Source organism: Halomonas sp. KAO (genome assembly GCF_015595025.1).
Taxonomy (GTDB): Bacteria; Pseudomonadota; Gammaproteobacteria; order Pseudomonadales; family Halomonadaceae; genus Halomonas.
In genome coordinates, this window is the sequence record NZ_JADNRL010000037.1 from 277,801 (window position 1) to 278,159 (window position 359).

Sequence of the window (359 nt, forward strand, 5' to 3'; positions counted from 1 at the left end):
GCGGAAGGTTTCGCCCATGTAGGCGCCGAAGATCAGGCCGATGGTGATCACCCCCGCCACGAACTCGTTGACGTTGATGAAGATATCCCAGCCGAAGTGCGTATAGAGCTGGTCGGTGATCGCGTTGATGCCGATCTGGCCGCCGAAGAACAGCAGCATCATCAGCACCAGGTCGGGCACGCCGCGGATGATGGTGGTGTAGAGGGTGCCGATGGCGTGGGCCGCCCGACTGCGCGACATCTTGGCGCTGGCGGTGATCAGGCCCAGCACGATGGCCAGGAGCAGCGACAGCACCGCCAGCTCGACGGTGATCAGCGCGCCCTCCAGCAGTCGCGGGCCATAGCCGTGAAGATTGATCA

Annotated in this window: 1 protein-coding gene; it reads right to left on the reverse strand. The window is 63.5% G+C overall.

Features of this window, described 5'->3' with window-relative positions; all coding sequences use genetic code 11:
* Positions 1-359 (reverse strand): ABC transporter permease subunit (locus IOC61_RS17750; protein ID WP_229333222.1); only part of this gene is annotated, 359 nt, incomplete at both ends.